Annotated in this window: 21 protein-coding genes and 3 tRNA genes; 16 read left to right on the forward strand and 8 right to left on the reverse strand. The window is 69.3% G+C overall.

Going from position 1 to position 22,010, the window contains the following annotated elements; all coding sequences use genetic code 11:
- Window positions 1–20: 20 nt before the first annotated feature.
- Together EV683_RS02450 and EV683_RS02455 are read left to right on the forward strand one after the other, a co-directional pair.
- Window positions 21–521 (forward strand): TlpA family protein disulfide reductase, encoded by a 501-nt coding sequence (locus tag EV683_RS02450; protein ID WP_066609990.1) that lies wholly within the window; start codon window positions 21–23, stop codon window positions 519–521.
- Window positions 522–615: 94 nt separating this feature from the next.
- On the forward strand, window positions 616–1,083 hold the full coding sequence (locus EV683_RS02455; protein WP_131861721.1) for a GNAT family N-acetyltransferase: 468 nt from the start codon (window positions 616–618) through the stop codon (window positions 1,081–1,083).
- A 70-nt stretch (window positions 1,084–1,153) separates the two neighbouring features.
- On the opposite strand, the gene EV683_RS02460 is transcribed toward EV683_RS02455, so the two are convergent.
- Window positions 1,154–3,175, reverse strand: a complete 2,022-nt coding sequence (locus EV683_RS02460; RefSeq protein WP_131861722.1) for an NADPH-dependent 2,4-dienoyl-CoA reductase — start codon at window positions 3,173–3,175, stop codon at window positions 1,154–1,156.
- A 184-nt stretch (window positions 3,176–3,359) separates the two neighbouring features.
- On the opposite strand from EV683_RS02460, the gene EV683_RS02465 reads away from it, so the two are divergent.
- Complete coding sequence (locus EV683_RS02465; RefSeq protein WP_066609996.1) at window positions 3,360–3,761, forward strand: hypothetical protein; 402 nt, start codon at window positions 3,360–3,362, stop codon at window positions 3,759–3,761.
- Window positions 3,762–3,881: 120 nt separating this feature from the next.
- On the forward strand, window positions 3,882–4,682 hold the full coding sequence (locus EV683_RS02470) for a hypothetical protein (protein ID WP_066609998.1): 801 nt from the start codon (window positions 3,882–3,884) through the stop codon (window positions 4,680–4,682).
- A 53-nt stretch (window positions 4,683–4,735) separates the two neighbouring features.
- Here the strand turns inward: EV683_RS02470 and proB are convergent, their stop codons facing one another.
- From proB to bioA, 3 genes are all read right to left on the reverse strand, one after another.
- A complete protein-coding gene (proB, locus tag EV683_RS02475; protein WP_131861723.1) occupies window positions 4,736–5,854 on the reverse strand; it encodes a glutamate 5-kinase in 1,119 nt (372 codons plus the stop codon).
- A gap of 119 nt (window positions 5,855–5,973) precedes the next feature.
- Window positions 5,974–7,431 carry a hypothetical protein gene (locus tag EV683_RS02480; protein ID WP_131861724.1) on the reverse strand — a complete coding sequence of 486 codons (1,458 nt, stop codon included), beginning with the start codon at window positions 7,429–7,431 and terminating at the stop codon, window positions 5,974–5,976.
- Window positions 7,432–7,440: 9 nt separating this feature from the next.
- Complete coding sequence (bioA, locus tag EV683_RS02485; RefSeq protein ID WP_131861725.1) at window positions 7,441–8,790, reverse strand: adenosylmethionine--8-amino-7-oxononanoate transaminase; 1,350 nt, start codon at window positions 8,788–8,790, stop codon at window positions 7,441–7,443.
- Window positions 8,791–8,933: 143 nt separating this feature from the next.
- Here bioA and EV683_RS02490 point away from each other — a divergent pair, with 143 nt between their 5' ends.
- The 4 genes from EV683_RS02490 to EV683_RS02505 are packed head-to-tail and all read left to right on the forward strand — an operon-like array spanning window position 8,934 to window position 13,554.
- Window positions 8,934–9,371, forward strand: coding sequence for a pilin (locus EV683_RS02490; protein WP_131861726.1), 438 nt, complete (start codon window positions 8,934–8,936; stop codon window positions 9,369–9,371).
- A 57-nt stretch (window positions 9,372–9,428) separates the two neighbouring features.
- The gene (locus tag EV683_RS02495; protein ID WP_131861727.1) at window positions 9,429–9,851 is read left to right on the forward strand and encodes a pilin; all 423 of its coding nucleotides are present in this window, start codon (window positions 9,429–9,431) and stop codon (window positions 9,849–9,851) included.
- Between the two features lie 58 nt (window positions 9,852–9,909).
- Window positions 9,910–11,730: a PglL family O-oligosaccharyltransferase gene (locus EV683_RS02500; RefSeq protein ID WP_131861728.1), complete on the forward strand. Its 1,821-nt coding sequence runs from the start codon at window positions 9,910–9,912 to the stop codon at window positions 11,728–11,730.
- Window positions 11,731–11,781: 51 nt separating this feature from the next.
- The gene (locus EV683_RS02505) at window positions 11,782–13,554 is read left to right on the forward strand and encodes a PglL family O-oligosaccharyltransferase (protein WP_066610013.1); all 1,773 of its coding nucleotides are present in this window, start codon (window positions 11,782–11,784) and stop codon (window positions 13,552–13,554) included.
- A gap of 116 nt (window positions 13,555–13,670) precedes the next feature.
- Here the strand turns inward: EV683_RS02505 and rpoH are convergent, their stop codons facing one another.
- The 4 genes from rpoH to ftsY form a co-directional block, all read right to left on the reverse strand.
- A complete protein-coding gene (rpoH, locus tag EV683_RS02510) occupies window positions 13,671–14,534 on the reverse strand; it encodes an RNA polymerase sigma factor RpoH (RefSeq protein WP_066610015.1) in 864 nt (287 codons plus the stop codon).
- A 135-nt stretch (window positions 14,535–14,669) separates the two neighbouring features.
- A complete protein-coding gene (gene ftsX / locus EV683_RS02515; RefSeq protein ID WP_131861729.1) occupies window positions 14,670–15,578 on the reverse strand; it encodes a permease-like cell division protein FtsX in 909 nt (302 codons plus the stop codon).
- A complete protein-coding gene (gene ftsE / locus EV683_RS02520; RefSeq protein ID WP_066610019.1) occupies window positions 15,575–16,228 on the reverse strand; it encodes a cell division ATP-binding protein FtsE in 654 nt (217 codons plus the stop codon). Before ftsE ends, ftsX begins: the two co-directional genes overlap by 4 nt.
- 92 nt (window positions 16,229–16,320) lie before the next feature.
- The gene (gene ftsY, locus EV683_RS02525) at window positions 16,321–17,442 is read right to left on the reverse strand and encodes a signal recognition particle-docking protein FtsY (protein WP_131861730.1); all 1,122 of its coding nucleotides are present in this window, start codon (window positions 17,440–17,442) and stop codon (window positions 16,321–16,323) included.
- Window positions 17,443–17,518: 76 nt separating this feature from the next.
- Here ftsY and EV683_RS02530 point away from each other — a divergent pair, with 76 nt between their 5' ends.
- The 8 genes from EV683_RS02530 to EV683_RS02565 form a co-directional block, all read left to right on the forward strand.
- Window positions 17,519–18,880, forward strand: a complete 1,362-nt coding sequence (locus EV683_RS02530; RefSeq protein ID WP_066613914.1) for a M16 family metallopeptidase — start codon at window positions 17,519–17,521, stop codon at window positions 18,878–18,880.
- Window positions 18,877–20,223, forward strand: a complete 1,347-nt coding sequence (locus EV683_RS02535) for a M16 family metallopeptidase (protein WP_131861731.1) — start codon at window positions 18,877–18,879, stop codon at window positions 20,221–20,223. The genes EV683_RS02530 and EV683_RS02535 overlap by 4 nt, the downstream gene beginning before the upstream one ends.
- Window positions 20,224–20,254: 31 nt before the next feature.
- Window positions 20,255–20,803, forward strand: a complete 549-nt coding sequence (rsmD, locus tag EV683_RS02540; protein ID WP_131861732.1) for a 16S rRNA (guanine(966)-N(2))-methyltransferase RsmD — start codon at window positions 20,255–20,257, stop codon at window positions 20,801–20,803.
- Between the two features lie 86 nt (window positions 20,804–20,889).
- Entirely contained in the window at window positions 20,890–21,141 is a 252-nt protein-coding gene (locus EV683_RS02545) for a YfhL family 4Fe-4S dicluster ferredoxin (RefSeq protein ID WP_066613907.1), read from the forward strand.
- A 141-nt stretch (window positions 21,142–21,282) separates the two neighbouring features.
- Window positions 21,283–21,367, forward strand: a tRNA-Tyr gene (locus EV683_RS02550).
- A 55-nt stretch (window positions 21,368–21,422) separates the two neighbouring features.
- Window positions 21,423–21,496, forward strand: a tRNA-Gly gene (locus tag EV683_RS02555).
- A 21-nt stretch (window positions 21,497–21,517) separates the two neighbouring features.
- Window positions 21,518–21,592: transfer RNA gene (locus EV683_RS02560), tRNA-Thr, on the forward strand.
- A gap of 35 nt (window positions 21,593–21,627) precedes the next feature.
- The coding region (locus EV683_RS02565; RefSeq protein WP_207910381.1) for a GTP-binding protein at window positions 21,628–22,010 on the forward strand (383 nt) is incomplete at its 3' end.

Here is a 22,010-nt window from a genome sequence, read left to right on the forward strand (position 1 = left end):
ATTTTTCCGATGGAGCTGGCATGAATCCGAACACCGTCAAGAACCGCCTGCGCGCCGCGCTGCTGGCCGCCTGTCTCGTCTTCGCCGCCGCGCCGGCCTCGGCCGACCCGGCGCTCGCGCAGGCGCGCTTCGCCGACCTGTCCGGCCGTCCGGTCGGGCTCGACGCCTTCCGCGGCAAGGTCGCCGTGGTCAACTTCTGGGCGACCTGGTGCGCGCCGTGCCGCAAGGAGATGCCGATGTTCGACAAGGTCGCGCGCGAGCTCAAGGGGCGCGGTCTGGCGATGGTCGGCGTCGCGCTCGACACGCCGGCCGAGGTTGGCCCCTTCGTCAAGGCGCTGCGGATAGGCTACCCGGTGTGGATCGGCGACGCGGGCACGATGAAGCTGATGCGCGCGCTCGGCAACCCGGCCGCCGGCCTGCCGTTCACCGTGGTGCTCGACCGCGACGGCAAGGTGGTCGCGCGGCTGCTGGGCGAGGTCAGCGAGGCCAACCTGCGCGCGGCGGTCGAGCCGCGGCTGTGAGATTGCTGCGGCGCAACACCTAGGGAATCTCCGCACATCGGCGGCGGCGCGCGAGGGGATAAACTCCGGTTGTATCCCCAAGCTTGCAACCGCCATGACACAACACCCCGTGACCGTGCGCGAAGCCGGCCTCCAGGACGCCGATACCGTGGCCGACCTGGTGCTGGCGCTGATGGCCGAAATCTGCGCCCGCACCGACCTCGGCCAGATCGCCTTCGACGCCGCCGAAAACCGTACCGTCTGCCGCGAGCGGCTCGGCGGCGGCACCCGCGCGCTGATCGCCGAATCGGGCGGCCGCGCCGTCGGCGTCGCGACGCTGACCCGGCCGGGCGACGACGGCGTCGGCGTGCTGCAGGAATGCTACGTGCGCCCCGAATGGCGCTCGCACGGCGTCGGCGGACGGCTGCTGTCCGAGGCGCAGACGCTTGGGCGCGCGGCCGGCTGGCGCGCGCTCGAGGTGACCACGCCGCCGCTGCCGGCTTTCCAGCGCTCGTTCGCCTTTTACCAGTCGCAAGGCCTCGCGCCGGTCGCCGGCCGCAAGATGCGCCGCGCGCTCGACTGAGGCGCATCTTCGCCGGCGACAAAAGGCTCGGCCAACCCCAAAGGGTTGGCCGAGCCTTTTTGCCTGGGCCTCAGAGGCTCAGCGCGAGGCGCGTGCCCTGGTCGATCGCGCGCTTGGCGTCCAGTTCCATCGCCACGTCGGCGCCGCCGATCAGGTGCACGCTCTTGCCGAGCGCCGCCAGCGGCTCGGCCAACTCGCGCAAGGGCTCCTGGCCGGCGCAGACGATCACGTTGTCGACCGCCAGCGTCGCTTCCTCGCCGCCTATCGTCACGTGCAGGCCGGCGTCGTCGATGCGATCGTAGCTGACGCCGCCCTGCATGTGCACGCCGCGCATCTTCAGGCTGGCGCGGTGGATCCAGCCGGTGGTCTTGCCGAGCTTCTCGCCGGGGCGGCCGTTCTTGCGCTGCAGTAGCCACACCTCGCGCGGGCTCTGGTGCGGGCGCGGGCCGGCCGCGGCGAGGCCGCCGGGGCGGGCGTAGTTCATGTCGACGCCCCATTCGGCCATGAAGGCGGCCGGGTCGAGCGAGGTCGACGCGCCGTCCTGCGTCAGGAACTCGGCGACGTCGAAGCCGATGCCGCCGGCGCCGATGATCGCCACCTTCCGGCCGACCGGCTTGTTGTGGCGCAGCACGTCGAGGTAGCCGAGCACCATCGGATGGTCGATGCCGTCGATGTCCGGCTGGCGCGGTTTGATGCCGGTCGCGAGCACCACCTCGTCGAAGCCGGCGAGCTCGCCGGCGTCGACGCGTCGGCCGAGCCGCACGTCGACGCCGGCGGCCGCCAGCCGCACGCCGAAGTAGCGCAGCGTCTCGTGGAATTCTTCCTTGCCGGGGATGCGTTTGGCGACGTTGAACTGGCCGCCGATCTCGTCCGCCGCGTCGAACAAGGTCACCGCGTGGCCGCGCTCGGCGGCGGTGCAGGCGAAGGCGAGGCCGGCCGGGCCGGCGCCGACCACGGCGATCGCCTTCTTCACGGCGGCCGGCTCGACCTTCAGCTCGGTCTCGCGACAGGCGAAGGGGTTGACGAGGCAGGAAGTCAGCCGGCCCTGGAACACATGGTCGAGGCAGGCCTGGTTGCAGCCGATGCAGGTGTTGATCGTCTCGGGCCGGCCGGCGGCCGCCTTGGCGACGAAGGCCGGGTCGGCGAGGAAGGGCCGCGCCATCGACACCATGTCGGCCGCGCCGTCGGCGAGCAGGCGCTCGGCGACCTCGGGCGTGTTGATGCGGTTGGTGGTGACGAGCGGCAGCGACACCTCGCCCTTGAGGCGCTTCGTCACCCACGCGAAGCCGCCGCGCGGCACCAGCGTCGCGATGGTCGGCACGCGCGCCTCGTGCCAGCCGATGCCGGTGTTGATGATCGTCGCGCCGGCCTTCTCGACTTCGCGGGCCAGTTGGACGACTTCATCCCAGCTGCTGCCGTCGTCGACCAGATCGAGCATCGACAAGCGGTAGATGATGATGAAGTTCGTCCCGACCGCCGCGCGCACCGCGCGCAGCACCTCGAGCGGGAAGCGGATGCGGTTCTCGAAGCTGCCGCCCCAGTCGTCGTCGCGCCGGTTGGTGCGCCGCGCGATGAACTGGTTGATCAGATAGCCCTCCGAGCCCATCACCTCGACGCCGTCGTAGCCGGCGTCCTGGGCGAGTTTCGCGCAGCGAGCGAAGTCGGCGATGGTGCGGCGGATGTCGTCCTCGCTCATCTGGCGCGGCGTGTAGAAGTTGACCGGCGCCAGCAGCGGCGACGGCGCGACGAGGTTTTCCTGATAGCTGTAGCGGCCGGTGTGCAGGATCTGCAGGCAGATCTTGCCGCCGGCCTCGTGCACCGCGTCGGTGACGAGCTTGTGGTGCGGCATCTCGGACTCGTCGACGAGCATCGCCGCGCCCTCGCCGACGCGGCCTTCCGCGTTCGGCGCGACGCCGCCGGTGACGATCAGGCCGACGCCGCCGCGCGCGCGTTCGGCGTAGAAGGCCGCCATCTTCTCGAAGCCGTGCGGGGCCTCTTCGAGGCCGGTGTGCATCGAACCCATCAGTACGCGGTTTTTCAGGGTGGTGAAGCCCAGGTCGAGCGGGGCGAGCAAGGTGGGGTAAGCGGTCATCGGAGCGTCCTCGTGTTGGCCACCATTCATGATGGTCGGTTATACCTTGTTTGCCAGTCATGGCTTTGCGTTCGACCTTACTTACCACTTGGTAAGTTGTCAACGCGATGACGACCGCACGGGCAATGGTGGGGCGGAACGCGTTTCGCGTACAATCGCCGGCATCCATTGCCAAGGGGGTCGCATGTTCTACGCTCTGTTGCTGGCGACGTTGGTGGTCGCGCTCGGCACCGCCTACGTCACCGCGCGCTTTTTCGATACCGCGGTGCAGAAAATCCTCGCCCGCATCGTCGGCGACGAACTGGCCGACGCGTGGCGCAAGTATCTGCGCTTCGCGATCATGGTGGTCGGCGTGTCGGGCGGCGTGCGCCTGTGGGAGCTGGAGAAGTACGTCACCGCCAGCCGCGAGGCCAGCAAGCTGGAGCTGAACGGCATGCGCTGGACGCTGGAGATCTACCGCACGCTGATCGAGACGCTGCAGAGCATCGCGTGGATGATGCTGCTGTTCTTCCTCGCCGCCATGATCGCCTACGTGATCGTGCGCGCGATCGAGATCAAGCATCACGAGCGCCAGCACGGCGAGTAAGGCGATCCCGACCAACAGCACGGCCGGCGCGAGCTGCGCCGGCCCGTGATACCTATGGCATAAAGAGGGGCGTTATGACAGAATCAAGCCCTTGTCAGAAAACGGCCAGGATCGCTTGCCATGCATAAATCGCTTTATCTTGCCGCGCTGTTCACCTTGGGGGCGCCGACGCTGGCTTGCGCCGCCGAAAGGCAGCCCCTCGTCAAGCTGGGGATCGAGGGCTACCGGGAGCATTACGAGGAAACCGTCGACGGCTCCCGCTTCATGGAAGAAAAGGCCCGCATGTACGGCCTGACCGGCGCCTTGCGCATGGAAGTGTCCGAGCAGGGGGCTTTGGCGCTGGAGGGACGCTTCGTACGCGGGAATGCCGATTACGACAGCGATTCGGGCAGCTATAGCGGCCTGTCGCGGCGCAGCCATGACTTGCGGCTTGTCTATCAGCACGAGCTGACTGCGAAGGGGGTGCGTTTCGTTCCGGAGTTCGGCGTCGGTGTGCGCGAGCTGACCGACAATCTGCAAGAGAGTGGTCCTGGCGGTTATCGCCGCGAGTCGACCTATCGTTACGCAACCATCGGCGTGCGCAGTCTTCACGAGCTGGGCAATGGCTGGCGTCTGGAGCCCAAGCTGTCCTACAACCATCTGATCGAGGGTGAGCAGGTTTCCCGCCTTCGAGACGTCGACGCGAATTTTAGCGATCTGACGAACAAGCAGACCAAGGGTTACGGTTTCGAACTGAGCGCGTCTTTCGTGACCGAGGTCGACGCCGGCAAGGCGGTTTCGATCACGCCGTTCTGGCGGGGGTGGCGGATCGACGACAGCAACGTCCAGCCGATCCGCTCCGCCGGTGTGCAGGTCGGCGAAGGCATGGAGCCGAAGAACGAAACCAACGAGATCGGCCTGAGTCTCGCCTACCACTTTTGATCGGACGCGGGACAATGGCAAAACCGCCCCTCGGGGCGGTTTTTTCGTATCGGCTACAGGCTGACCATATTGTCGCGGTGGATCAGCTCCGGTTCGACCAGATAGCCTAGCACCGCCTCGATCTCGCGCGTCGGGCGGCGCATGATCTTGCGCGCCTCGTCCGAGCTGTAGTTGACCAGGCCGCGCGCGACCTCGGCGCCCGATTCGTCGACGCAGGCGACCGCCTCGCCGCGCAAAAAGTCGCCGTCGACGCCGATCACGCCGATAGGCAGCAGGCTGACGCCGTTCTCGCGCAGCGCGCGCGCCGCGCCGGCGTCGAGCACCAGGCGGCCGGACAACTGCAGGTGGTCGGCCAGCCACTGCTTGCGCGCGGCCATGCGGTTGGTCGGCGCGATGAGCTGGGTGCCGATCGCCTCGCCGTCGGCCAGCCGCGACAGCACGTTGGCTTCGCGGCCGCTGGCGATCACGGTGGCCGCGCCGCTTCTGGCCGCGCGCTTGGCGGCGATGATCTTGGTGTACATGCCGCCGGTGCCGACGCTGGAGCCGGCGCCGCCGGCCATCGCCTCGAGCGCCGGCGTGCCGGCCTCGGCCTCGTGGACGAATTCGGCCGCCGGGTTCTTGCGCGGGTCGGCGGTGTAGAGGCCTTTCTGGTCGGTCAGGATCACCAGCGCGTCGGCCTCGATCAGGTTGGTCACCAGCGCGCCGAGCGTATCGTTGTCGCCGAAGCGGATCTCGGCGGTGACCACGGTGTCGTTCTCGTTGATGATCGGCACCACGTTCAGCGACAGCAGCGCGCTCAGCGTCGAGCGCGCGTTCAGGTAGCGGGTGCGGTCGGCCAGGTCCTCGTGGGTGAGCAGCACCTGCGCGGTTTTCAGCCCGTGGTGGGCGAAGGCGGTCTCGTAGGCCTGCGCCAGGCCCATCTGGCCGACGGCGGCGGCAGCCTGCAATTCGTGCACCGCCTTCGGACGCGTGCTCCAGCCGAGGCGCTGGCAGCCCTCGGCGATCGCGCCGCTGGAGACCAGCACCACTTCCTTGCCGCGCCGGCGCAGGTCGGCGATTTCCGCCGCCCAGCGCGCCAGCGCGTCCCTGTCCAGGCCCTTGCCGTCGTTGGTGACCAGGCTGGAGCCCACCTTGACCACGATGCGGCTGGCCGCGTGTATGACCGATTGCATGCTTGTCTTCATCGAAAAACGGATCGGGGGATTATACGACGGGCGCTGGCGTGTGACGGCAAAACGCAGCGGCCGGCCCCGAGCTTGGCCGGGCGCGGGGCTCGGCCAAGGTCGGGCGGTCAGAAGTCCTCGCTGGCGCGGAATTCCATCAACTGGTAATGCGGTGACTGGCTGACGAGGCGGGTGACGCGGATCAGCCTTTCCGTCCCGCCGTCGACGAGGCGGAACTCGCGCAGCCGGCCGAAGGCGCGGCCGCCCATCAAGAGGCGCTCGCCTATGCCCTGGCGCGGGTTGCCGGGGATCAGCAGCGCCGGCGCGAACGGCTCGCCGCTGCGGGCGATGCTCGGCATCGCGCGGACGGCGCGGGCCTGCAGCGCGACGCGCTCGACGCCGCATTCGACCTCGGCGCTGTCGGGGAGCAGCGTCAGCCAGCGCACGAAGAACAGGCCGAGCAGGCTGCCGCCGTCGTTGATCAGCAACAGGTCGCCGGCGCGCAGGCCGTGCCCCTCGGGCTTGCCGCGCAGCATCAGCCCGATCGGGCTCTGGTTGACGACGCCGAGCGTGCACGGCGCCGGCGGCGGCTCCGTGCCGTCGGCCGGGTCGAGGTGGCGGCAGATGGCGGCCAGCTGGCTGACCACGCCGACCTCGCCGTAGGCTGCGTCGCGCGGGTGGCGCCGCCGCTGCGGCTGCAGCCAGGCCTGCGCGAGCGTTTCGAGCAGCTCGAGCGCCGCGTCGTCTGCGTCCGGCCGGCGCGGCGCGGCCTTGAGCGCTTCCTCGTGCGCGGCGAGTACGGCGAGCGAGTCGAGCAGGTCGATCCGCAGCCAGGCCGCCCGGCCGTCGCGCGGCGCGATCGCCATGAAGCAGGGCGGCGTGTCGGCGAGGGTGTCGACGAGGTAGGCGCCGCGCCCGCCCTCGAGCGGGCCGTCGAGCGGCAGCAGCCGCATCGCGTCCGCCAGCGCCGGCAGCGCGTCGCGCAGCTGCCGGATCCGTTCGGGCGGCAGGCCGCGCGTGTCGGTCAGGCCCAGCAGCAGGATCTCGCGATAGACGGCGAGCGGCGTCTCGCCGCGCGCGCCCTCGTCCAGCCAGCCGCGCGCGTGCGCGGTGCGGTAGAGGCCGTGCACGTCCTGCCAGTAGCTCTTGGGCAGCGGCAGGTAGTACTGGCGCGCCCAGCCCAGCAGCGCGCGCGCGCGCCGCAGCGCTTCGCGCAGCAGCTCGGCTTTGTGCTGGTCGCGCTCGAACCAGCCCCGTTTCTGCAACTGGGCCGCCAGGCACAGCAGCGTGCCGTGCAGCAGTTCGGCCAGCGCGCGGTGGGTGCGCGAGGCGACGATCTGGGCGTCTTTCGACAGCGTGAGCTCCTCGCGCATCAGCACGAGCTCGGCGGCGCGGCACAGCGTGTCGGCCGCCCCGGCGTAGAGGCCGAGCAGTTTCTGCCGCTGCGCCGGCTTCAGCTCGGCGCGGTGGCTGGCGTGCACGCCCTCGGCCAACCATTGCGCAGCCAGTTTGGGTTGGGCGTAGGGCAGCCGGTTAAGGCGTTCGGCGACGCGGTCGAGGTCGGTGTCAAACGGCAGCGTTTCCATGCTTTCGATTCAGGGTAGGGCGGTTTCCGGGCTGTCGTCCGCCGCGCCGGGCGCGAGCGTCGCCAGCGTCGCGAGCGTCGCCTCGACGAGGCGGGCGATCTCGTCGTCGCCGACGACGTAGGGCGGCATGAAGTAGACCGACTTGCCGATCGGCCGCGTCAGGCAGCCTTTGTCGAGCATCGCGGCGAAGAAGGCCGGCGCGAAGTCGGCGCGCGGACTGTCGACGTCGAAGGCCCAGATCATGCCGGTGTGCCGGAAATGGCGCGTCGCGTCGTGCGCGGCCAGGGGCGCCATCAGCCGGCCGAAGCGTTCGGCCTTGGCGCGGTTGACGGCCAGCACGTCGTCGCGCTCGAACAGTTCGAGCACCGCCAGCGCCGCGCGGCAGGCCAGCGGGTTGCCGGTGTAGCTATGCGAGTGCAGGAAGCCGCGCGTGACGTCTTCGTCATAAAATGCATCGTATACTGAATCGGTCGTCAAGACGCACGACAGCGGCAGGAAACCGCCGGTGATGCCCTTGGACAGGCACAGGAAGTCCGGCCGGATGCCGGCCTGCTCGCACGCGAACAGCGTGCCGGTGCGGCCGAAGCCGACCGCGATCTCGTCGGCGATCAGGTGCACGCCGTAGCGGTCGCAGGCGGCGCGCGCGCGCCGCAGGTATTCGGGGTGGTACATCGCCATGCCGGCGGCGCCCTGCACCAAGGGCTCGACGATCAGCGCGGCGACTTCGCCGTGGCGCTTGGTCAGCACGTTCTCCAGCGCCGTCGCCGCGCGGACCGCGACGTCGAAGTCGGTTTCGCCGGGGAGGGCGAGGCGGGCGTCGGGCGTCGGCACGCGCAGACCGGCGCGCGTCAGCTCGGCGTAGGTCGCCGAGAACAGCGGCACGTCGGTCACCGCCAGCGCGCCGACCGTCTCGCCGTGGTAGCTGTTCTCGAGGCTGACGAAGCGGCACTTGCTGGGTTGGCCGAGGTTCTTCCAGTAGTGGAAGCTCATCTTCAGCGCGATCTCGGTCGCGCTGGCGCCGTCCGAGCCGTAGAAGGCGTGGCCGAGGCCGGACAGCTCGGCCAACCTTTCCGACAGTTCGACCACCGGTGCGTGCGTGAAGCCGGCCAGCATCACGTGTTCGAGCGTGTCGAGCTGATCCTTTATCGCGGCCTTGATCGCCGGGTGGCCGTGGCCGAACAGGTTGACCCACCAGGAACTGACCGCGTCGAGGTAGCGCCGTCCGTCGAAGTCGACCAGCCAGGCGCCGTCGCCGCGCGCGATCGGCACCAGCGGCAGCCGCTCGTGGCGCTTCATCTGCGTGCACGGGTGCCAGACCGCGCGGCGGCTGCGCGCCAGCCAGTCGCGGGATTCGTCCATGTTCGTCTCCGTTCGGGTGGGGATGGGCGATGCTAACATAGTGCCGCGGCCGACCCGCAGCGACGCAATGCGGCGCTGCATCCGGCCCGGCCGCGCGCGGCGTCCGCCGCCTTCCATTGATACATGCTCACGAGGGCCAAGCCATGAACAAGCATCGCACGCAGGGTTTCACGCTGATCGAACTGATGATCGTCGTGGCCATCGTGGGCATTCTGGCGGCGATGGCCGTCACCGCCTACCAGGACTATACCCGCCGCGCCTATCTGGCCGAGGCGATGGGCGTCGCCGGCAGCGTGAAGACCGCGCTGGAGGAATACCACGCGGCCAACGGCGTCTGGCCGACCACCGCCTCCGCCGCCGGGCTGCAGGCGCCGGCGGCCTACCGCGGTCAGGCGGTCGAGTCGCTGACCCTGGTCGCGTCCGGCGCGGTCGGCGTGATCCAGCTGACGCTGAACGGCAAGGTGCAGGACGGCGCCCAGGTGTGGCTGGCGCCGGAAGAAAACGTCAGCGGCGCCTACCGCTGGCGTTGCGGCGGCGAGTCGACGCTGCAGCGGCTGATGCCATCCAATTGCCGCGACTGACGCGGTTTGTGGTACATTTGTTTGGCATTGTTTCTTCTTTTGACACGGGGAGTGAAAATGAAACGAGAGCAGCACGGGTTTACCCTGATCGAGCTGATGATCGTGGTGGCGATCATCGGCATCCTGGCCGCGATCGCGATCCCGGCCTACCAGGATTACACCAAGCGTGCGCATGTGAGCGAGGGCTTGCAACTGGCCGCCGGCGCCAAGACCGCCGTGACCGAGTATTACGCCAGCAATGGGGCCTGGCCGGACTCGCTGACCAAGGCGGGTCTCGCGTCGGCAATTGGCGGCAATGCGGTCAAGTCGGTGGCGTTGGGCAGCAGTGGCACTTTGACCGTGACCTATAACGGCAAAGTCAAAGATGGTGCCGTTTTGCAGTTGGAGCCGAGCGATGCCAGCGGCGGCATCCAGTGGAAGTGCAAAAAAGGTGCTGATATGGACGAAAAATGGCTGCCGTCCAACTGCCGCGAATCTTGATCGCTTCGCTTAAAACTTGACCGAAACGGACAAGGCGCCCTGCGGGCGCCTTTTTGCTATGTCGAATCTGCGCGTGTTTACCGCGCTGGCGCTGCTGCTGTCGCCGCTGGCGCTGGCTTTGCTCAATTCGGCGCGCTACGCGCCGCTGCCCGACTGGGCGGGCGACGTCGCGACCGCCGCGTCGCTCGCGCTGGCCGCGCTCCTCGCCGCCTGGGGCAGGCGGGCCCCGGACGCTGCGTCGCTGCACCGCACCCAGCTGGTGCTGGTCGCGCTGGCCGCCTGGTGGGCCTTGTCGCTCGCGCTGACCGCGCCGGCCTACCCGGGGCCCGGCGTGCAGGCGGTCGCGGTGCCGCTGTGCATGGCGCTGGCGGTCGCCGTTCAGCGGCAGGCCTGCGCGCGCCTCGGGCGCGACGCGGTGCTCGCCGTGTTCGCCGCCGTCGTGCTCGTCGGCGCGCTGTTGCAGGCGGCGATCGGCTTCGCGCAGGCGCTCGGCCTCGCCCCCCTGGCGCAGGGCTGGCTGCTGTTCGATCTGGCGGTGCCGACTTCGGTGATCGGCAATATCGGCCAGCGCAACTTGCTGGGCCACTATCTCGGCTGGGGGCTGGTGTCGGCCTGCTACCTGCACGCGGCGGGGCGTCTGCGCCTGCCGCTGCTGGCGCCGGTCGCCTTCGTGCTGGCGCTGCTGATGGCGTGGAGCGGCTCGCGCGTCGTGCTCGGCTACGCGCTGGGCTTCGCGGTGCTGACGTTGCTCTGGCTGAGGCGCGCGCGCGAGCCGGACTTGCGCCGTTTCGCCGCCGCCGCCGCCGTCGCCTTGCTGTGCCTGGCGGCGACCCAGCTCTTCGGCGCCGAAATCGGCAAACTGTTGCAGTGGCTGGGGTTGAGCGGCGGCGGGAGCGGCGCGGAGCGCATTCTGGACGCCGGTTTCGGCGCGCGCCGGCGCGTCGAGTGGGCGAAGGCTTGGCAGGTGTTCCTCGAGCATCCGCTGACCGGCGTCGGTTGGGGGGGCTACGCGCACGAGAGCGTCCGGCTCGAAGCGGCGGTGTTGCCCGGCCGCGTGCCCGAGGATGCTCTGTTCACGCACTCGCACAACCTGCTGATGCAGCTGTTGGCCGAGACCGGCCTGGTCGGGACGGTCGTCGTCGTGGGCGGCGGCTTGTGGGCGGCGTGGCCGCTGTTCTCGCGGCGCGAGGCGAACGTGCGCAGCCTGTACCTGCTGTCGATGCTGATGATCAGCAGCATCCACAGCCTGTTCGAGTACCCCTTGTGGTATCTGCCCTTCCTGCTCGGCGTGGTGCTGCTGCTCGGTTTTTCGCCGGCGCCGGCGGTGACGCTGCCGGTGCGGCCGCTGCTGCGCCGGCTGATCGTCACGGTCTTCGCCGGCGCGGTGCTCGCCTACGCCGCGACCGGCGTCGGCCATTTCCGCACGCTGACCACCTGGATCCACCCGTCGCCGTCCGCGACCGAGAACGCCGCGCGCATCCGGGGCCTGGTCGCGCTGGGCCGCAACCCGCTGTGGGCCTACGAGGCCGACCTGGTGCTGTCCGGCTACATGGTGCCGAACCGCCGGCTCGCCGCGCTGCAGCGCCCGCTGCTCGAGCGGCTGGCCGCCTACCGTCCCTACCCGGGCGTGCTGCAGCAGCTCGCGCTGCTGCGGCAGATGGAGGGCGACCGGCGCGGCGCGGTCGAGGCGATGGCGATGGCGATCGCCGCCTACCCGGGGCTGACGCCGAGCTACGCGGCCTACTTCGCGCCGCTGCGCGACCCGGCGGCGGCGCCGTTGCAGGCCTTCACCGCGCCGGCGCTGGCGGCCTTCCGCGCCGGCGGTCCGGCGGCGGCGGCCGACGCGGCGTCGGCGGGGCTCCGCGCCCTGCGCGATTAAGAATCGGGCGTCGAATGCGCTAACATGGCGGTTTTGCCCGAGAACCGAGCTATGCCCCTTTCCGCCCTTGCCGGTCGCGCCGCGCTCGTCGCGTGGTGCGCGGTCGCGGTGCTGCCCTTCCTGTCCCGTCTGCACTATGTGCCGCTGCCGCAATGGTGGGGCGAGGTCACCGTGGTCTGGCTGGTCGTGCTTGCCTGGCTGCTGGCGCCGCGCGCCGCCGCCGTCGCCTGGCCGCGCGCGACGTGGTGGATGCTGGCGATGGCCGCCTTCTGGGCCGCGCAGCCGTTGTGGATGCCGCTGGCCTTTCCCGGCATGAACTGGGCGACGGCGCTCGGCTTTCTGTCGCTGGCGCTGCTGGCGGCGGTGACCGCCGGCCTGCGCGAGCGCTGGGGCGAGGCGACGCTGCTGCGCGCGCTCGCCTGGGCGCTGCTGGCCGGCGCGCTCGCCCAGTCGGCGATCGGCTTCTGCCAGGTGACCGGCCTGGCCGAAGCGATGGGCGGCCTGCTGTTCTACGACCGCGCGCACCCGACCAGCAACGTGTTCGGCCATATCGGCCAGCGCAACCAGTACGCGCATTACCTGTGCTGGGGCGTGGCCGCGACGGCTTACCTGTACGCGCAGCGCGCGCTGTCGCGCCGCGCCGCCACCGCGCTGTTGCTGTGGCTGGCGCTGTCCGTCGCCTGGGCCGGCTCGCGCACCGTGCTGCTCTACGCGTTCGCGCTGGTCGCGCTGGCCGGCGTCTGGCACGCGCGCGTGCGTAGCGACGAGTCGCGCCGCCTGCTGTTCGCCTTCGCCGCCGCGTCGGCGGCCGTCGTCGCCTTGCAATTCGCCTTGCCGTGGGTCAACGAGTTCTTGGCGCGGCTGACCGATACCCCGATGGCGGTCGAGAGCGGCGTCGAACGGCTCGCGAGCGGCGGCGGCGACGGCATGGGCGCGCGCCGGATCGACGAATGGCACAAGGCCTGGCTGGTGTTCGAGGCCGCGCCGCTGAGCGGCGTCGGCTGGTCGCAGTTCGCCGCCGAGAGCGTGCGGCTGCAGATGCTGCCGCAGTTCGCCGACGCCGGCTTCAACAGCGGCCTGTTCTCGAACGCGCACAACCTCGAGCTGCAGCTGTTGGCCGAGATGGGCGCGCCGGGGGCGTTGCTGGCGCTGGGCGGCTTCGCGTGGGCGCTATGGCCTTATTTCACCCGGCCGGCGCGTGCCGCGCAGTTGCTGCCGCTCGCGCTCTTGGCGGTGACGCTGATCCACAGCCAGCTCGAATACCCCTTGTGGTACCTGTATTTTCTCGCGGTGGCGGTGATGATGACCGCGCTGGCGCCGGCCGCATCGCCTCGCTCCTTGCCGGCGGGCTCGGCCAACCTGGTGCTCGCGGTCGCGCTCGGCGTCGTGTCGCTCGCGGCGGTGCCGCGTTACTGGGAGATGGTCGGCCTGTATTCGCCGACCGGGCTGGCGGCGCGCGACGACGCGCGTGCCGCGAGGTTGGCCGAGATCGTCCGCGACGAGCCGCTGTTCGCCTTCCACGCGCTCAATACGCTCGATAACTATCTGACGGCCGACGCGCGCGAGCTCGACGCCAAGCGCCGCTGGATCGCGCAGCTGGCGGCGTTCCGTCCTTATCCGGACGTGCTGTTCAAGTCGGCGCGGCTGGCCGCGCTGGCCGGCGACGGGGCGGCGGCGACGCAGGATCTGGCGCGCGCGCTGGAGTCCTTCCCGACCTACGCGCCGCGCTTTCTCGCGCAGTTGCCGGCGGACGAGCCGGCCTACGCCGGCTTGCGGCGGCAACTGGAAACGGCGGTCGCCGCGCTGCCCGAGCGCTACCGCTGACGCGCGCGGTGCCGGGCGGCCAGCGGCCCGCTCCGGCACGCAGCACGCCGGCGATGACAAAAGCCCGGCCAACCTTGACGGTTGGCCGGGCTTTTGGGTCGCCAGCGGGGTGCGGGTCAGACCAGCGCGGCGTCGCGGGTGCCGATCGCGGCCTTCATCTTCTGCAGCGCCTTGGCTTCGATCTGGCGGATGCGCTCGGCCGATACGCCGAACTCGGCGGCCAGCTCGTGCAGCGTCGCGCCGCCGTCGTCGGCCAGCCAGCGCGCCTCGACGATGCGGCGGCTGCGCGGGTCGAGCGCGTCGAGCGCGTCGATCAGGCCCTGGCTTTGCAGGCGGTCGAAGGCCTGTTTTTCCAGCCGGCGGGTCGGCTCGTGCTCGCTGTCGGCCAGCCAGTCGATCGGGGCGAAGCCCTCGTCGTCGCCCTCGTCGGCCATCAGCGCGATGTCCTGGCCGCTCATGCGCGTTTCCATCTCGCGCACTTCCTCGGGCTTGACGCCCAGTTCGCTCGCGATGCGGTGCGCTTCCTTGTCGGTCAGCGCCGAGAAGCCCGACTTCATGCTGCGCAGGTTGAAGAACAGCTTGCGCTGCGGCTTGGTGGTGGCGACGCGCACCAGGCGCCAGTTGCGCAGGATGAATTCGTGGATCTCGGCCTTGATCCAGTGCACCGCGAACGAGAACAGTCGTACGCCGCGGTTCGGCTCGAAGCGCTTGACGGCCTTCATCAGACCGATGTTGCCTTCCTGGATCAGGTCGGCCTGCGGCAGACCGTAACCGGCGTAGCCGCGTGCGATCGACACCACGACGCGCAGGTGCGACAGCACCAGCTGCTTGGCGGCCTCCAGATCCTGGTGTTCGGAGAAGCGGGTCGCGAGCGCGTGCTCCTCTTCGGCGGTGAGCATCGGGATGCTGTTCACACCCTGGATGTACTGCTCCAGGCTGCCGCTGGCGGAAGGGACGGGCAAGGCGAAAGTCGCTGTCATGTATGGGCTACCTCCTTAGGTAGGGCAATCCTAGCACTCGGAATTCGAGAGTGCCAGCGGCTTGCCGGTTCCCGGCCGATGAGATTTTTTATCGGCCGATAGGGCAGGGCTATGCCGTGCCGTACGGGCGTCGGCTCAGCGCGGCGCCAGCTGGCGCAGGTGCTGGCGGGTGGCCAGCCGTGCGCCGATGGCGGCCAGCGCGATGGCGCCGGCGGTCAGCAGCGCGAGCTCGCGCGGGGCCAGGCCGCGCAGCTCGACCTGCTCGTTGTACAGTCGCGCCAGTTCCTGGATCGCCGGGTTGGCGTTGGCGACGAACAGCGCCGACAGGCCCCAGGCGATCAGCGCCGCCAAAAGGCCCTGCCAGCACGCGTGGTAGAGGAAGGGGCGGCGGATGAAGCTGTCCGGCGCGCCGATCAGCGTGGCGACCTCGATCTCGTCGCGGCGCGCGAGGATCTGCATGCGGATGGTGTTGTGGGTGACCAGTACCAGCGCGACCGCGAAGGCGACGGCAAGCGCCAGGGTCAGATGGTGGCCGAGCGCCATCAGCCCATACAGGCGCCGCGCCCAGTGGGCGTCGAATTGCGCCTCCGCGACCATCGGCAGGCCGGACAGCTCCTTCTGCAGCCGCTCGAGCGCGTCCGGCTCGAGCGAGGTCGGCGTGACGACGAAGGCGTCGGGCAACGGGTTGCCGTCCAGTCCCTCGGCGACGCCGGCGAGCGCGTGGCGCGCCTCGAGGTCGGCCAGCGCCTGCGCGCGGCTGACGAACTGGTAGGACGCGATCTTGGGGTGCGCCTTGAGCGTGGCGTCGACGGCGGCGTGGTCGGCCGGCTCGGCGCTCATTTCCATGAATAGCGTGATCTGCGGCGTCGCGGTCAGCCGGCCTATCCAGTCCTGCAGGCTGGAAACGGTCAGGTACAGCGAGATCGGCAGCGCTAGCGCGATCGATAGCATCAACAGCGACAGCAGGTTGGCCACCGGCTGGCGCACGAGCTTGGCGAGCGCGGTCCTGGCGCTTTGCCAGTGCAGGTAGAGGTAGTGTTTCATGAGGCAAACTGTCCTTCGCGAAGGCGCAGGATACGCCGGCCGTAGTCTTCCATCAGCGTCTCGTCGTGCGCCGAGATCAGCACGGTGACGCCGACCTGATGGAAGGATTTGAACAACTCCATGATGTCGAGCGCGTAGGCGCGGTCGAGGTTGGCCGAGGGTTCGTCGGCCAGCAGGATGGCCGGACGGTGCACGACGGCGCGCGCGATGCACAGCCGCTGCTGCTCGCCGCCGGAGAGCCGGATCGGCGCGGTCTTCTCCTTGCCGGCGAGGCCGACCTTGTCGAGCGCCGCGCGCACGCGACGCAGCGCCTCGCGGCGGTCGTAACCGATGATGTCGAGCGGCATCATCACGTTGTCGAGCACGCTGCGGTCGTAGAGGATCTTGTGGTCCTGGAACACCAGGCCGATGTGCTGGCGCACGTAGGGCAGCTGGCTGGCGCGCAGCTTGGACAGGTTCTGGCCGTTGACGAGCACGTTGCCGGCGGTGGCGCGCTCGATGCCGGCGACCAGTTTCAGCAGCGTCGACTTGCCGGCGCCGGAGTGGCCGGCGAGGAAGACCATTTCGCCGGCTGCGATCGTGAACGAGAGGTTTTTCAGCGCGTCGATGCCGCCGGGGTAGCGTTTGCTGACCTGATCGAACTGGATCATGAGGGCCTCGGGGAAGGTCGCGGGTTGACGGGTTGGCCGAGCGGGAGCGGGCGCCGCCGGGCTCGGCCGGTCCGGCGGCGCGGTCGGCGCGCTCAGTCGAACAGCGCGTCGACGTAGCCGCGCGCGTCGAACGGGCGCAGGTCGTCGATGCTCTCGCCGACGCCGACAAAGCGCAGCGGCACCGGGCGCTCCTTGGCGATCGCCGCGATCACGCCGCCCTTGGCGGTGCCGTCGAGCTTGGTCAGCACCAGGCCGGTCAGGCCGAGCGCGTCGTCGAAGGCCTTGACCTGGTTGATCGCGTTCTGGCCGATATTGGCGTCCAGCACCAGCATGATCTCGTGCGGCGCGTCGGGGATCGCCTTCTGGATCACGCGCTTGACCTTCTTGATCTCTTCCATCAGGTGCAGCTGCGTCGGCAGGCGGCCGGCGGTGTCGGCCAGCACGATGTCGATGCCGCGCGCCTGCGCCGCCTGGATCGCGTCGAAGCACACCGCCGCCGCGTCGCCGCCCTGCTGGGCGATCACGGTGACGTTGTTGCGCTCGCCCCAGGCGATCAGCTGCTCGCGCGCGGCGGCGCGGAAGGTGTCGCCGGCGGCCAAGAGCACCGATTTGCCCTGCGACTGGTAGTACTTGGCGAGCTTGCCGATGCTGGTGGTCTTGCCCGCGCCGTTCACCCCCGCCATCATGATGACGAAGGGCTTGCGGCCTTCGACCGACAGCGGCGCTTCCAGCGGCGCGATCAGTTCGTGCAGCGACTCCTTCAGCGCGCCCTTGAGCTCGCTGGCGTCCTTCAGACCCTTGAGCGTGACGCGCTCGCGTACGTCCTTCAGCAGCCCGGTGGTCGCCGGCACGCCCATGTCGGCGGTCAGCAGCACGGTTTCGAGCTCCTCGTACAGGTCCTCGTCGATCTGGCCGCCGCCGAACAGGCCGGCCAGCGACTTGCCGAGCTTGTCGCGCGTCTTGGACAGGCCGGCCTTCAGCCGCTCGGTCCAGCTCGGTTTCTTGGCCGGCGCGCTCTCGACGGGCGCCGGCTCGGGCGTGACGACGGGCTCCGGCGCGGCCGCTACGGCGACGGCGGGCGGCTCCAGCGGCGTGGCCGGCGCTGCTTGCGGAGCGGTTTCGACCGTCGTCCCGGCGACGGGGAGGGCCGGCTCTTCCTTGGCCGGCTCGACGGGGGCGGGGGGCGGGGTTTTCTTCTTGAAGAAACTAAACATGCGAATCCGGAGTCAAGCAACTCGATGAAAATGGTGCAATTGTATCGTCAATTACCGGGATGCTCCCAATAAGCCTATGAAAAACTGGCACAAGCTCGTGGCTGCCGGGGTCTTCGCCGCAAGCGGGGCGACGGCGGCGGCCGAAACGGTCGAGGCGACGCTTCCAAACGGCCTCAAGGTGGTGGTGCGGCGCGACGCGCGCGCGCCGGTCGCGGTGTCGCAGTTGTGGTACCGCGTCGGCTCGGTCGACGAAGTCAACGGCCGCACCGGGCTGTCGCACCTGCTGGAGCACATGATGTTCAAGGGCACCCGCAAGGTGCCAGCCGGCGAGTTCTCGCGCCGCATCGCCGCCGCCGGCGGCCAGGACAACGCCTTCACCTCGCGCGACGCCACCGTCTACTTCCAGCAGCTGGCGGCCGACAAGCTGCCGCTGGCGATCGAGCTGGAGGCCGATCGCATGGTCAACCTGGTCGTCGACGACGAGGCTTTCCGGCGCGAGATCGAGGTGGTCAGGGAGGAGCGCCGCTGGCGTACCGACGACCAGCCGACCGGCCGGCTCCACGAGGCGCTGTACGCCAGCGCCTTGGTCGCCAATCCGGCGCGTCACCCGGTGATCGGCTGGATGGACGACATCCGCAATATGAAGGCCGACGACCTCAGGGCCTGGTACCGCGACTGGTACGCACCGAACAACGCGACGCTGGTGGTAGTCGGCGACGTCGACCCGCAGGCGGTGATCGCGCTGGCGCGCCGGCAGTTCGGCGCGCTCAAGCCGCGCCCCCTGCCCGAGCGCCGCGAGCAGCGCGAGCCGGAGCAGCAGGGGATGCGGCGTGTCACGGTCAAGGCGCCGTCCGAGCTGTCCTACCTGACGCTGGCCTGGCCGGTGCCGCGCCTCGAGAGCCTGACGGATGTCGACCCCTACGCCTTGTCCGTGCTGTCCGAACTGCTCGACGGTCACGACGCGGCGCGCCTGCCGCGCCGGCTGGTGCGCGAGAAGAAGATCGCGCTCAGCGCCTCGTCAGGTTACGACCCGCTCGGTCGCGGAGCGGCGCTGTTCACGCTGACCGCGGTACCGGCCGCCGGCGTCGGGCTCGACGCGCTCGAGGCGGCGCTCAAGGCCGAGGTCGCGCGCATCGCGAAGGACGGCGTCGGCGCGGCCGAACTGGCGCGTGTGCGGCGTCAGCTCGAGGCCAGTCGCGTGTTCGAACGCGACTCGATGTTCGGCCAGGCGATGCAGATCGGCGCGCTCGAGAGCCTCGGCTTTTCATGGCGAGCCGAGGACGAAATGAACCGGCGGCTGCAGGCTGTCGACGCCGCCGCGGTGCAGCGTGCCGCCCGCCTGCTGGTCGACGACAAGCTGACCGTCGTGACCTTGCTCGCCCAGGGAATGAAAGGCCGGCCCGCTGCCTCGGCCAAGTTGGAGGAGGTGAGCCGATGAAGCCGACGCCCCGTTGGACTGCCCTTGTGTTCGCGCTGCTCGCGCTACCGGCGCTGGCCGCGCCGCAGATCCAGGACTGGCGCGCCGCCAGCGGCGCGCGCGTGCTGTTCGTCGCGGCGCACGAGAACCCGATCGTCGACGTGCAGCTCAGCTTCGACGCCGGCAACCGGCGCGACCCGGCCGACAAGCCTGGCGTCGCCGAGCTGACGCTCGGCCTGCTCGACGCCGGTACCGCGACGCTCGGCGAGGAAGCGGTGCGCGAGAAGCTGACCGATCTGGCCGCCAGCGTGTCCGGCTCGGTCGACGCCGACAGCGCCACCCTGACGCTGCGCGTGCTCGCCCGGCCCGAGGTGCGCGAGCCGGCAGTCGCGCTGTTGGCCGAGCTGGTCGCGCGCCCGGCCTTCCCCGACGCGGTGCTCCGCCGCGAGCGCGAGCGCAGCGTCGACAGCCTGCGCCAGCGCGAGACCGACCCGGGCTTTCTCGCCGGCCGCGAACTGTCGCGGCTGATGTACCCCGCCCATCCTTACGGGCTGGGGGCCCGCTTGTCGGCCGACAGCCTGCGCCGCATCGGGCGCGCCGACTTGCTGGCCTTCTGGCGCACCTACTACCGTCCCGAGTCGGCGGTGGTCGCCATCGTCGGCGACCTGACGCGCGCCGAGGCCGAGCGCCTGGCCGAGCGTCTGCTCGCCGGCCTGCCCACCGGTCGGCCGGCGCCGGCCGCGCTGCCCGGCGTGTCGATGCAGGCGGCTGGCCGCCTGCGCGTGATCGCCCATCCGGCCAGCCAGGCCCACGTGGTGATGGGCTTGCCGATGATCACCCGCCACGATCCTGACTATTACGCGCTGATGGCCGGCAATTATGTGCTCGGCGGCGGTGGCTTCGACGCGCGGTTGATGCGCGAGCTGCGCGACAGGCGCGGCCTGACCTACGGCGCGTCCAGCTCGCTCGCGCCGCTGGAGGGCGCCGGCCCCTTCGAGCTGGCGTTCTCGACGCGCAAGGACAAGGTCGGCGAGGCGCTCGCGGTGGCGCGCGCCACCGTCGCCGACTTCGTCGCGAACGGCCCGAGCGAGGCGGAACTGGCGCAGGCCAAGGCCAACATCGTCGGCGGCTTCCCGCTGCGCTTCGACAGCAACCGCAAGTTGCTCGGCTATCTGGGCGTGATCGGCCGCTACGAACTGCCGCTGACCTTCCTCGGCGACTATCCGGCGCGCATCGCCGCGCTGACCGTCGCCGACGTGCGCGACGCGTGGCGGCGTCGGCTCGACCCGGCGCGGCTCGACACCGTCGTCGTCGGGCCGACGAGTCTCGACGCGCCGGGTGAGCCGGGCGGCATGACGCGCTAAACTGCCGGCCTCATCATCGTCTGGAGTGCCCATGAGCGCGACACGCAACCAAGTGCGCATCATCGCCGGCCGTTACCGCCGCCGCCTCTTGTCCTTTCCCGACCAGCCCGGTCTGCGCCCGACGCCGGACCGGGTGCGCGAAACCCTGTTCAACTGGCTGGGTCAGTCCTTGTACGGCTGGTCCTGCCTCGACCTGTTCGCCGGTAGCGGTGCGCTCGGCTTCGAGGCGGCGTCGCGCGAGGCGCGGCGGGTGGTGCTGGTCGAAAAGTCGCGGCCGGTGGTCGCCGCCTTGCGCGCCAATCAGCGCCTGCTCGGCGCGAGCGAGATCGAGGTCGTCGAAGCCGACGCGCAGACATATATAAGGCATTGCCGCGAACGCTTCGACCTGATCCTGCTCGACCCGCCGTTCGACAGCGAATTGTTGGCCGAGGTGCTGCCCCGCGTGCGGGCGCTGTTGGCCGACGGGGGGCAGCTCTACTGCGAGGCGCGCCGGCTGCCGCCGCTGGAGGGTTGGGACGTCGTCCGCGAGGCGCGCGCAGGCCAGGTGCACTGCGTACTGTTGCGCCCCGGTGTGGAATAAGCTAATGAACGATTGCGCTTGCCGTCGCTGTTGACGGCTGCCAGAATCACGGGCTGTCCGTGATAGTAGTGTGAAGGAATCCGTCCATGTCCCTGATGATTACCGACGAATGCATCAACTGCGATGTGTGCGAACCGGAGTGCCCGAACAACGCCATTTCGCAGGGCGAGGAGATCTACGTGATCGACCCCAACCTCTGTACGCAGTGCGTTGGCCATTACGACGAACCGCAGTGCCAGCAGGTCTGTCCGGTCGACTGTATCCCGCTCGACCCGAGCCACCCGGAGACCCAGGAAGAGCTGTACCAGAAATACCTGGTGATCAGCGGCAAGGCCTAAGTCTTTGATCCGAAAGCGAACGCCCTGTCGTGTTGTCGAACGACAGGGCGTTTTGCTTGAATTCCTGCAGAAAAGCCGAAAATTCTCGCAAAAAGGTGTTGACGACATTCGGGTCGATCTATAATATTCGGGTCTCTTTCAGGAGGGATTCCCGAGCGGTCAAAGGGATCAGACTGTAAATCTGACGGCTCTGCCTTCGAAGGTTCGAATCCTTCTCCCTCCACCAGATTACTTTGACGACTTGGCGTGGCACTGAAGCAGAGGTGCTCTAAATCGTAAAGGCGGGTGTAGCTCAATGGTAGAGCAGAAGCCTTCCAAGCTTACGACGAGGGTTCGATTCCCTTCACCCGCTCCAAGCGTAATTGCCTGTTTAAGGGCCCATGTAGCTCAGGGGTAGAGCACTCCCTTGGTAAGGGAGAGGTCGGCAGTTCAATTCTGCCCATGGGCACCATCGCTTAACCTTGTATCGGATTCAGGGAATTTGCCATGGCTAAGGAAAAGTTCGAGCGGACCAAACCGCACGTAAACGTTGGCACCATCGGTCACGTTGACCATGGTAAGACCACTCTGACTGCTGCTATCACCACCATTCTGTCGAAGAAATTCGGTGGCGAGGCCAAGGGTTACGATCAGATCGACAGCGCGCCGGAAGAAAAGGCTCGTGGCATCACCATCAACACCGCGCACGTCGAGTACGAGACCGCTACCCGTCACTACGCGCACGTCGACTGCCCGGGTCACGCCGACTACGTGAAGAACATGATCACCGGTGCTGCCCAGATGGACGGCGCGATCCTGGTGTGCTCGGCCGCTGACGGTCCGATGCCGCAGACCCGCGAGCACATCCTGCTGTCGCGTCAGGTTGGCGT

Source organism: Crenobacter luteus (assembly GCF_004345725.1).
In the GTDB taxonomy this organism is placed as follows: domain Bacteria; phylum Pseudomonadota; class Gammaproteobacteria; order Burkholderiales; family Chromobacteriaceae; genus Crenobacter; species Crenobacter luteus.

What these genes read in the sequence shown, in the direction of transcription:
- EV683_RS02500 (WP_131861728.1), top strand. Translation starts at nt 9,910, where the DNA reads ATGTCGAATCTGCGCGTGTTTACCGCGCTGGCGCTGCTGCTGTCGCCG.
- EV683_RS02535 (WP_131861731.1), top strand. Translation starts at nt 18,877, where the DNA reads ATGAAGCCGACGCCCCGTTGGACTGCCCTTGTGTTCGCGCTGCTCGCG.
- EV683_RS02480 (WP_131861724.1), bottom strand. Translation starts at nt 7,431, where the DNA reads ATGGAAACGCTGCCGTTTGACACCGACCTCGACCGCGTCGCCGAACGC.
- EV683_RS02545 (WP_066613907.1), top strand. Translation starts at nt 20,890, where the DNA reads ATGTCCCTGATGATTACCGACGAATGCATCAACTGCGATGTGTGCGAA.
- EV683_RS02490 (WP_131861726.1), top strand. Translation starts at nt 8,934, where the DNA reads ATGAACAAGCATCGCACGCAGGGTTTCACGCTGATCGAACTGATGATC.
- bioA (WP_131861725.1), bottom strand. Translation starts at nt 8,790, where the DNA reads ATGGACGAATCCCGCGACTGGCTGGCGCGCAGCCGCCGCGCGGTCTGG.
- EV683_RS02460 (WP_131861722.1), bottom strand. Translation starts at nt 3,175, where the DNA reads ATGACCGCTTACCCCACCTTGCTCGCCCCGCTCGACCTGGGCTTCACC.
- EV683_RS02505 (WP_066610013.1), top strand. Translation starts at nt 11,782, where the DNA reads ATGCCCCTTTCCGCCCTTGCCGGTCGCGCCGCGCTCGTCGCGTGGTGC.
- EV683_RS02455 (WP_131861721.1), top strand. Translation starts at nt 616, where the DNA reads ATGACACAACACCCCGTGACCGTGCGCGAAGCCGGCCTCCAGGACGCC.
- EV683_RS02465 (WP_066609996.1), top strand. Translation starts at nt 3,360, where the DNA reads ATGTTCTACGCTCTGTTGCTGGCGACGTTGGTGGTCGCGCTCGGCACC.
- ftsE (WP_066610019.1), bottom strand. Translation starts at nt 16,228, where the DNA reads ATGATCCAGTTCGATCAGGTCAGCAAACGCTACCCCGGCGGCATCGAC.
- EV683_RS02495 (WP_131861727.1), top strand. Translation starts at nt 9,429, where the DNA reads ATGAAACGAGAGCAGCACGGGTTTACCCTGATCGAGCTGATGATCGTG.
- ftsY (WP_131861730.1), bottom strand. Translation starts at nt 17,442, where the DNA reads ATGTTTAGTTTCTTCAAGAAGAAAACCCCGCCCCCCGCCCCCGTCGAG.
- proB (WP_131861723.1), bottom strand. Translation starts at nt 5,854, where the DNA reads ATGCAATCGGTCATACACGCGGCCAGCCGCATCGTGGTCAAGGTGGGC.
- ftsX (WP_131861729.1), bottom strand. Translation starts at nt 15,578, where the DNA reads ATGAAACACTACCTCTACCTGCACTGGCAAAGCGCCAGGACCGCGCTC.
- rpoH (WP_066610015.1), bottom strand. Translation starts at nt 14,534, where the DNA reads ATGACAGCGACTTTCGCCTTGCCCGTCCCTTCCGCCAGCGGCAGCCTG.
- EV683_RS02450 (WP_066609990.1), top strand. Translation starts at nt 21, where the DNA reads ATGAATCCGAACACCGTCAAGAACCGCCTGCGCGCCGCGCTGCTGGCC.
- EV683_RS02470 (WP_066609998.1), top strand. Translation starts at nt 3,882, where the DNA reads ATGCATAAATCGCTTTATCTTGCCGCGCTGTTCACCTTGGGGGCGCCG.
- EV683_RS02530 (WP_066613914.1), top strand. Translation starts at nt 17,519, where the DNA reads ATGAAAAACTGGCACAAGCTCGTGGCTGCCGGGGTCTTCGCCGCAAGC.
- rsmD (WP_131861732.1), top strand. Translation starts at nt 20,255, where the DNA reads ATGAGCGCGACACGCAACCAAGTGCGCATCATCGCCGGCCGTTACCGC.